This is a genomic window from Dendronalium phyllosphericum CENA369 (assembly GCF_016056275.1).
GTDB classification, from domain to species: Bacteria; Cyanobacteriota; Cyanobacteriia; order Cyanobacteriales; family Nostocaceae; genus Dendronalium; species Dendronalium phyllosphericum.
Genome location: NZ_JAECZA010000030.1, coordinates 42,423 through 49,433, shown reverse-complemented (window position 1 = coordinate 49,433; position 7,011 = coordinate 42,423). Strand labels below are relative to the sequence as shown.

Annotated in this window: 9 protein-coding genes; 6 read left to right on the top strand and 3 right to left on the bottom strand. The window is 43.5% G+C overall.

Going from position 1 to position 7,011, the window contains the following annotated elements; translation table 11 throughout:
• The first annotated feature begins 221 nt into the window (after positions 1-221).
• Positions 222-659 carry a hypothetical protein gene (locus tag I8752_RS10080; RefSeq protein WP_214432172.1) on the top strand — a complete coding sequence of 146 codons (438 nt, stop codon included), beginning with the start codon at positions 222-224 and terminating at the stop codon, positions 657-659.
• 38 nt (positions 660-697) lie between these two features.
• Here I8752_RS10080 and I8752_RS10075 read toward each other — a convergent pair whose 3' ends face one another.
• Complete coding sequence (locus I8752_RS10075; RefSeq protein WP_214432171.1) at positions 698-1,411, bottom strand: Uma2 family endonuclease; 714 nt, start codon at positions 1,409-1,411, stop codon at positions 698-700.
• A 74-nt stretch (positions 1,412-1,485) separates the two neighbouring features.
• Between I8752_RS10075 and I8752_RS10070 the strand changes: the two genes are divergently transcribed.
• From I8752_RS10070 to I8752_RS10050, 5 genes are all read left to right on the top strand, one after another.
• Positions 1,486-1,659: a hypothetical protein gene (locus tag I8752_RS10070; RefSeq protein ID WP_214432170.1), complete on the top strand. Its 174-nt coding sequence runs from the start codon at positions 1,486-1,488 to the stop codon at positions 1,657-1,659.
• A gap of 919 nt (positions 1,660-2,578) precedes the next feature.
• Complete coding sequence (gene ndhL / locus I8752_RS10065) at positions 2,579-2,809, top strand: NAD(P)H-quinone oxidoreductase subunit L (protein ID WP_214432188.1); 231 nt, start codon at positions 2,579-2,581, stop codon at positions 2,807-2,809.
• Between the two features lie 24 nt (positions 2,810-2,833).
• The gene (locus tag I8752_RS10060) at positions 2,834-3,145 is read left to right on the top strand and encodes a DUF3007 family protein (protein WP_214432169.1); all 312 of its coding nucleotides are present in this window, start codon (positions 2,834-2,836) and stop codon (positions 3,143-3,145) included.
• A gap of 92 nt (positions 3,146-3,237) precedes the next feature.
• Complete coding sequence (trpA, locus tag I8752_RS10055; RefSeq protein WP_214432168.1) at positions 3,238-4,083, top strand: tryptophan synthase subunit alpha; 846 nt, start codon at positions 3,238-3,240, stop codon at positions 4,081-4,083.
• 218 nt (positions 4,084-4,301) lie between these two features.
• A complete protein-coding gene (locus I8752_RS10050; protein ID WP_214432167.1) occupies positions 4,302-4,949 on the top strand; it encodes a heterocyst differentiation related protein in 648 nt (215 codons plus the stop codon).
• Positions 4,950-5,079: 130 nt separating this feature from the next.
• Here the strand turns inward: I8752_RS10050 and I8752_RS10045 are convergent, their stop codons facing one another.
• Entirely contained in the window at positions 5,080-6,492 is a 1,413-nt protein-coding gene (locus I8752_RS10045; RefSeq protein ID WP_214432166.1) for a lysophospholipid acyltransferase family protein, read from the bottom strand.
• A 262-nt stretch (positions 6,493-6,754) separates the two neighbouring features.
• Positions 6,755-6,907 carry a hypothetical protein gene (locus I8752_RS10040; RefSeq protein WP_214432165.1) on the bottom strand — a complete coding sequence of 51 codons (153 nt, stop codon included), beginning with the start codon at positions 6,905-6,907 and terminating at the stop codon, positions 6,755-6,757.
• Positions 6,908-7,011: the final 104 nt, after the last annotated feature.

Below are 7,011 nucleotides of genomic sequence, written 5' to 3'. Positions count from 1 at the left end.
GGAGTACCCATTTGTTATTTCGGAGTACTCATTTGCTAATTTTACTCATTTTTCAACAACAAATTGATATAGCAAATGAGTAAAAACACAGGCAAACTCGTAATTATTTCGTTGAACTTTTAATGAAATAAATCCACAAAACTACCCATCTCAGACCAAAGCATACTCTACTAGATTATTAAAACAGTTATTGACTGTTTAGTATTAAAAAAGGATATCTCATGTCTTTAAAAACTCGTGGTTCTGCTGCTGTTGACAAAGCCCAACTTCGTCTCGCCTTGCTTAAATCCATTGATGACAATCTAGACTTAGGACATGGGTTAACTATTGAAGCCTACAGTCATCTCATTAACTCTACCCGTGCGGTGCTAGAAGCACATAATATGCTTGTGTCCAATCTTGAAGAATCACGTAAAACAATCACCCAGATGGATAAAGCCCTCTGTGAAATGTCTGAACGAATGCTAAGTGGAGTTGCAACTATCTACGGTAAAAACAGTATAGAGTATTCCAAGGCTGGCGGTTCTAATCGCAAACGGAGTAAACAATCTAGTTCAAAAGTTACTCCAGTTGTAGCGGTTCTTGCCACTCAACCTATTCAAGCTGCAATTGCCGATGCGTCAACTAACGGTAAGAACTCAACTCCTTTGCTGCAATAATTAACAAGCAAGGGTGCTCCAGCCTTGTTTGTTGAAAGTTACAAACTATCTAAGTCAATACCGCGCTGTTTGAGACGATTTCGCAAGTCTTGTAGAGCTTGTTCTGCTTGTTCAGTTCGCTGTTGAGCTTGTGCAATTCGCTCATCTGGACTAGGAAAGCGATCGCCAGCCCCATCGAACCAAAACAACCATTCCCGTTCCCAACCTTTGTAAATACCCGTAGCTACACCAATCGCCAGTTGCAATTCTGATATCCAAAAATTCTTTTGCGACTGCAAAACAAACTCATCGTCAAATCGCTGGTACACTTCAAAGGGAGCATGACGATCTCGCTGCCAATAGTCGGGATTATAGATCGCGTAATACAACACTCCTAAATCCAGATACTTGCTCAGTTTGATGTCGTATTCTCCGCCATAGGTTTGGGAAACAACTTCTACAACCAAAATTGGTGGAGTCCAATTCTCTTCCCACAGCACGTAACTGAGTCTTCCACTCGGTTGTCGCCGCCGTTCCACACCCAAACTCAAAAAACCATCAGGGACGATGGCTTTGCGTGGCGCAGTCGGTAGGTAATAGATGCCCATGTCTACACCAAAGAACCAATCCTGGCGATCGTTCCAAATAGCTGACAAAATAGCCAATAGTAAGTTGGGAACTAGGTTTTGCAGTTCGTTATCCACAGGGCGATCGTCAGAGTCGGGAAGTTCAGCCGCCGTTGGGAGCAGAGGTAGGGCAATGGAGTTTTCCACAGGATTGATTCTCTGGCAACAGATAAGCCGATTCTATCAAAGGATGGAAACGAGTAATATAGCCGTCGCCAGTAGTGTTAGGACTGATTTTGCGATCGCTTGATTTCAAAATATGCGTTGGCGTACCCAAACCCAGGCATCTTTCAATGGAGAATGTATGCGATCGCTACTTTAAAGCAGTCAAGTCTTGCTGTTCTAACACCACATTGAAAATAAGTGTAAAATTAACGCAAGCGATCGCCATATAAAAATTTGAATGTCTTCGCTACGTCGGGAAAGTTACCAAGAAGCTAAATAGATGTATCTGGGTATTTGTAAGTTAATCAAGCCTGGAATTCTATCAGCGATTGTAGGGCAAACGGTGGTTCGCCCCTAATTAATACTTTGTCGCAGTAATATATAGGTCTATTTGAAGTATTGAAATTTTTAATAAGTGGGGGTGGAGGGACTTGAACCCTCACGACCGTTTAGGGTCAACGGATTTTCATTCTTCTGTAGCTTTAACTACTGCCTACTAGCTTTTGCAACTTTAGGCTTTAAGAATTGGACTCTCCCTTTACCCTCGACTTAACGTTAGGGTAGCTCCCGTCGAGTCTCTGCACCTTCCGAAAAAGTTAACATTTAGAAGTTAAGAGTTACGAGTTTTTAATTTACTCAGCACTCACCACTTTTTCGGCTTGGCTCAGGATTGCCATGTCTGTCACCAGATTTAGGTTTCCCTGAATTTGAGAGCATCCACTTGAGGGATTTCTCCTTCAAGGCTCAGTTAGCTAAGTCCGTAGCGTCTGCCATTCCGCCACACCCCCTAGTGTTGGGAGTCACTTATTTTGTGGAGGCAGTAAATACCTCCTCATATATTCCAGCATCAATTGTGTCTTTTGTCCAACTTTTTGAAAAAACTTTTTTACATTGTGCGTAGACGCAAATACAGTTGTCACCCGACATTGCTTTTCGGCGTTGTCGGTCTGCTTTGTTGTCTGACGATTTAGATAAAATGAGCATCCTCAACTTTGGTTGACAAAAGCATTTATTGGTTACTGGCTTCGCTATTGTACCATCATTAGAGTTTTTCTCTAGACATTATAGTTAAAAACGTAGGAGCTATACTTTCCTCAGTCTGGGCGTTCAGCCTATGATGGAAAACAGATGCACCGAATAGTTTTACCTATGTTAGAGCAAGAATCCATGATTGTCGCCCTGCTGTATCTACTTTTGGCTGGGGCTTACCTGTTGATAATTCCGGTTGGCGTGCTGTTTTACCTCAAGCAACGCTGGTATGTTGTTAGCTCTGTAGAGCGCACGTTTATGTACTTTCTGGTATTCTTTTTCTTTCCAGGCTTATTGGTTCTATCGCCATTTTTGAATTTTCGACCGCAGCGGCGAAAAATTGAAGTTTAACTAGATTGGTAGGTCATAACTCTCATGCGACGCATTGACGCTATTGGAATCGGCTTAGGCGTTTTTATTGCTGGCGGACTAGCATATATAGGATTACAGCTAGTTGGTTTAGATGGTCAACAAGCTGGTGTATGGAGCCAAGTCTTGCTAGTCTGTGGATTGATTGGCTGGTTGTTCACTTATGCTTTCCGTGCAGTGGGAAAAAAGATGACCTACCATCAACAGCGGGAACAGTACGAGCAAGCATTTTTCCAAAAGCGCCTAGAAGAACTCACTCCCGAAGAACTAGCGAAAATTCAAGCTGAAATAGAGCAAGAAAAGCAAACTCAGGTGTAAAGCAATCGTTGGTCAGTTGTCATTTATTCGTTGTCAGTTGTTTGTTACTATTAACCACTAACTACTGACCACTGACTACTGACACTTGACCAATGACTGCAATTACCGATCGCTTTGAAAAATTGGCACGGAATCAAGAATGCGCTCTGATTCCTTTTATTACTGCTGGCGATCCAGATTTAGCAACAACAGCAGCAGCTTTACAGACTTTAGATCGCAATGGAGCTGACATCATCGAGCTGGGCGTTCCTTACTCCGACCCTTTGGCGGATGGCCCAGTGATTCAAGCAGCAGCTACCCGCGCCTTAGAACGAGGAACAAACTTAGATCGAGTCCTGGAAATGCTGCAAGCAACTACTCCTAGTTTGCGATCGCCCATCGTTCTATTTACCTATTACAATCCCATTTTGTATCGGGGAATTGACAAGTTTCTCCAGCAAATTGCTGCTGCTGGGGTAGCGGGATTAGTAGTACCTGACTTACCCTTAGAAGAAGCCGCAGGCTTGCTCGAACCAGCCAGCAAAATGGGAATTGACTTAACTTTGTTGGTAGCTCCCACTAGTTCCACCGAAAGAATAGAAGCGATCGCGCGTTTTTCCCAAGGATTTATCTATTTGGTTAGCGTTACGGGTGTTACAGGAATGCGAACTCAAATGGAAACACGCGTGTCAGATTTACTCCAAAAAATTCGCAGTTTTACTGATAAACCCATTGGAGTCGGCTTTGGGATTTCCCAAGCATCACATGCTCGTCAGGTAAAAGCATGGGGCGCAGATGCAGTAATTGTTGGTAGCGCTTTTGTCAACCGTCTGGCAGAAGGTACACCCGAACAGGGACTAAGTGCGATCGCCGAATTTTGTCAAAGTCTCAAAGCAGCGATCGCAACAACTAACAACAGCACAAATACTTATGTTGATGAACGAGAGAAAATAGATTAAAAAAGTATAATTAGAGTAGCTTTTTTACTCTCAGTTAGTGGACAATTTGACGGATATAGTCTTGAATATTAACAGCAGATAGCAGCTTGTAAAAACTAGCTGATACAGTCGCTTATAGTTTGAGTATTATGTGAAGTCAAGTTAGCGAGAAAGGATTAGTGTGAGAGTGAGTCAGTTACAAATAATCATAGTTCCGTCGCGGTTGAGGGATAAAGGCGATGAGTGAGAGTATGGCGTTTATCGGTGGGGTCGCTGTGGCTGGGCTAGCGGCTCTGGTATTACTCAAGGGCACAAATATTCCCCAACAATCTAACTTCGCTGTTACTCCGCAAATGCCAGGTACAGTAGTAGCGCCCCAGGTAATGCCGCAAATGTATCCTCCTTATGGGCAAGCTACTTATCCCAATCAAGTACCGCCTTCTACTCCCAACCCCGAACAGCGAGTAGAAATGGAACGGTTGAACATGCAGCTGGAGCGTTTAAAAACTGACAACGAACAGTTGAGAATGCAAAACCAACAATTCCAGTTCCAATTACAAAACTACAATAACCAACAGCAGCAATTAGCCCAACAAAACAGCCAAAAAGCAGCCGCCGCAGCGTTGCAACCTGAGAACCCTTGGTGGTCTTCACCCATCGTTTGGGCAGTAGGAGGCGCAACTTTAACTATTGGTGGTGGCGTTGTTGTTGCTGGAGTATTGGCTTTATTCTCACCAAAACAGCGTCCTACCCGTACAGTACAAGTGATTCACCCTTATCAAGGCCCAACGCAACCCTTAGTACCTGTACGTCGCGCTGAGTTTCTGCCTCCTTCTCGGCTAGAAGCAAGACCAGTAGAAGCTCCAGAATACGACGAGATGCATTAAGGAGAAGGTATGGGGGCAGAGGGGCAGAGGGGCAGAGGAGCGGAGGAGAAAAGATGAAACAGAAATTATTCTTCATTCCCTTGCCCCTCGTGTTGACTATTTGTAGCCAGCTTATAAGGAAAAGCACAAACTAATCAGCAATCAACTTTTCTAACGCTACCTGTAAATCCTTGGTCAAATCGGTAACAGCTTGCCTAGCTGCCTGCTTATCAACTTGAGAACTAATCCAGCGTTCAGTGACTGAAATTGGCTCACCTACTGTAATTTTGGCTTTCTTCCAGCCTAAATTAGGTCGTCCTGGAAGTGTGGTGTCTTTAATTCGAGAAAGCATATCAAAGATGAGCAAAGTTGTTTCGGCAAACCTTTCAGCAGTAGACTGTTGCTCAATGTAGTTGGTAGTTACTGCCACAAAACTTTCTACCAACCGCATATGCAGCATTCGTAAGTCTGCTTCTTGGGCAATCCAATCTGCTAATCCGCGCTTGAAGGGTGGCAAAGCATTGATGTCTGACAAATCTTCTCGGTAGATGTAATTCCAACCTGCTTCTTCCAAACGCCGACAGCGGTCAATAAAATTTCCCTTAGATTGGAGTCCAAAATATTGCTCGGCGACTTGTAAAGCTTTATCCAGTAACTGATGGAGTCTGGCAATTAAGTCTAGATCGCTAGTAGTATCGCTGGAAATGGTTTTGGGAATGTCTTGATGATAAAAGCGGCGATAAAATTCTTCCATTTCAGCAATCAGATATTCAGCTAGCCGACAGAGGCGTTGATGGTAAATTTCTTCTCGGCTGGGAATTGCAGACTGACTACTTGATTGCACTGGCAAGCCGCTATCTGCTTCTAGTTTACTCAAAAGCCAATCCAATTTTGACCACGGTGGGTCGATGTAGCGATATTGGATGGCGATGGGCACAATCAAAACAGTCTCAGGACGGTTAGCTTTGTGCAAGTCTTCAACACACCAGAAACCCATTTGGGCAACACCGGGTTCCAAGGGACTAACAATACCACTATGACCATTAGTACCTCCTTCCGGAGCAACTGCGATCGGCAGTTGGCCGTTAGCAAATAATTCTCGTGCTGTTTGGATAGCTTGCCGATCTAGTCGTCTACCGCGACGCACCGGCACACCTCCTATTTGAGAAAATAACCAACCCAGCCAATTGCCAGCCCACACCGTCATACCTCGGTCATACATAAAGTAGCTGTGAACCGGATGTTGCAGCGAAATGTTTTGCTGACGTGCAACTTTTGGCACAATATGAGAAAGCAGATATAGCATACAGAGGGGATCTTCTACCTCTGGGTGACGAAATGCTATCAAAAAGCGAATCTTACCAGCCTGAAATTGTTGATAGAGTTCGGCTAAGACTTTCGTATTTTTCGCTTCAATATTGATAATACCAGCAGGCAACCAGGGGCGAGTCCGATACCGGAGTATAATCGGCAACAACCAACCAAAAATCTGGAGTACAAGCAGGTTGAAACTTGGGGGAATAAATTTGAGTGGTGGTTGAGTAGAATCAATCAATCTAGGCAAGTCGCTCTCCAGATTGTCTTTAAGAGCGATTGTACAATATGGAGCAATAAAATAAAGTTCAGTTAAAGTCCGATCGCCTTAACATCCACCAGTCGTTGATACCAGACGACCTTGTGTAAGTGGAATTCATTAAAGATTAACTCGATCGCGCTCAGACAAGCAGTTAAGCAATTTGTATATCTAATTACTAATAGATTTAACTTTGAATTATCCTCTAGATGGAGGGAAATCGATTGAGCTAAAAGATAAATTTATACATAGACTAGTCCACTATTAAAATGTCTTTGCTCATCGCCTCCTGTGGTATTTTCACCTTGGAGGTTATTTTTTGAATGCGATCGCTGTTTAAAGGTAGCCAATAAAAAAATACCCCCGGTAGCAAGCCGAGGGATTCTGCAAGCCGGTATTGTCGCATAAAGACATTTGCGAATCTCACCATATCAACTCGCAAATCAAAAAAACTGCCAAAATGCCAAATTAATCAGAAAGTCGAAGTACTGGAAGTAAAAGGGACTGGGT

Excerpts from the sequence above, each read along its gene's own strand:
- I8752_RS10080 (WP_214432172.1), top strand. The coding sequence starts at position 222 with ATGTCTTTAAAAACTCGTGGTTCTGCTGCTGTTGACAAAGCCCAACTT.
- ndhL (WP_214432188.1), top strand. The coding sequence starts at position 2,579 with ATGTTAGAGCAAGAATCCATGATTGTCGCCCTGCTGTATCTACTTTTG.
- I8752_RS10060 (WP_214432169.1), top strand. The coding sequence starts at position 2,834 with ATGCGACGCATTGACGCTATTGGAATCGGCTTAGGCGTTTTTATTGCT.
- trpA (WP_214432168.1), top strand. The coding sequence starts at position 3,238 with ATGACTGCAATTACCGATCGCTTTGAAAAATTGGCACGGAATCAAGAA.
- I8752_RS10050 (WP_214432167.1), top strand. The coding sequence starts at position 4,302 with ATGAGTGAGAGTATGGCGTTTATCGGTGGGGTCGCTGTGGCTGGGCTA.
- I8752_RS10040 (WP_214432165.1), bottom strand. The coding sequence starts at position 6,907 with ATGCGACAATACCGGCTTGCAGAATCCCTCGGCTTGCTACCGGGGGTA.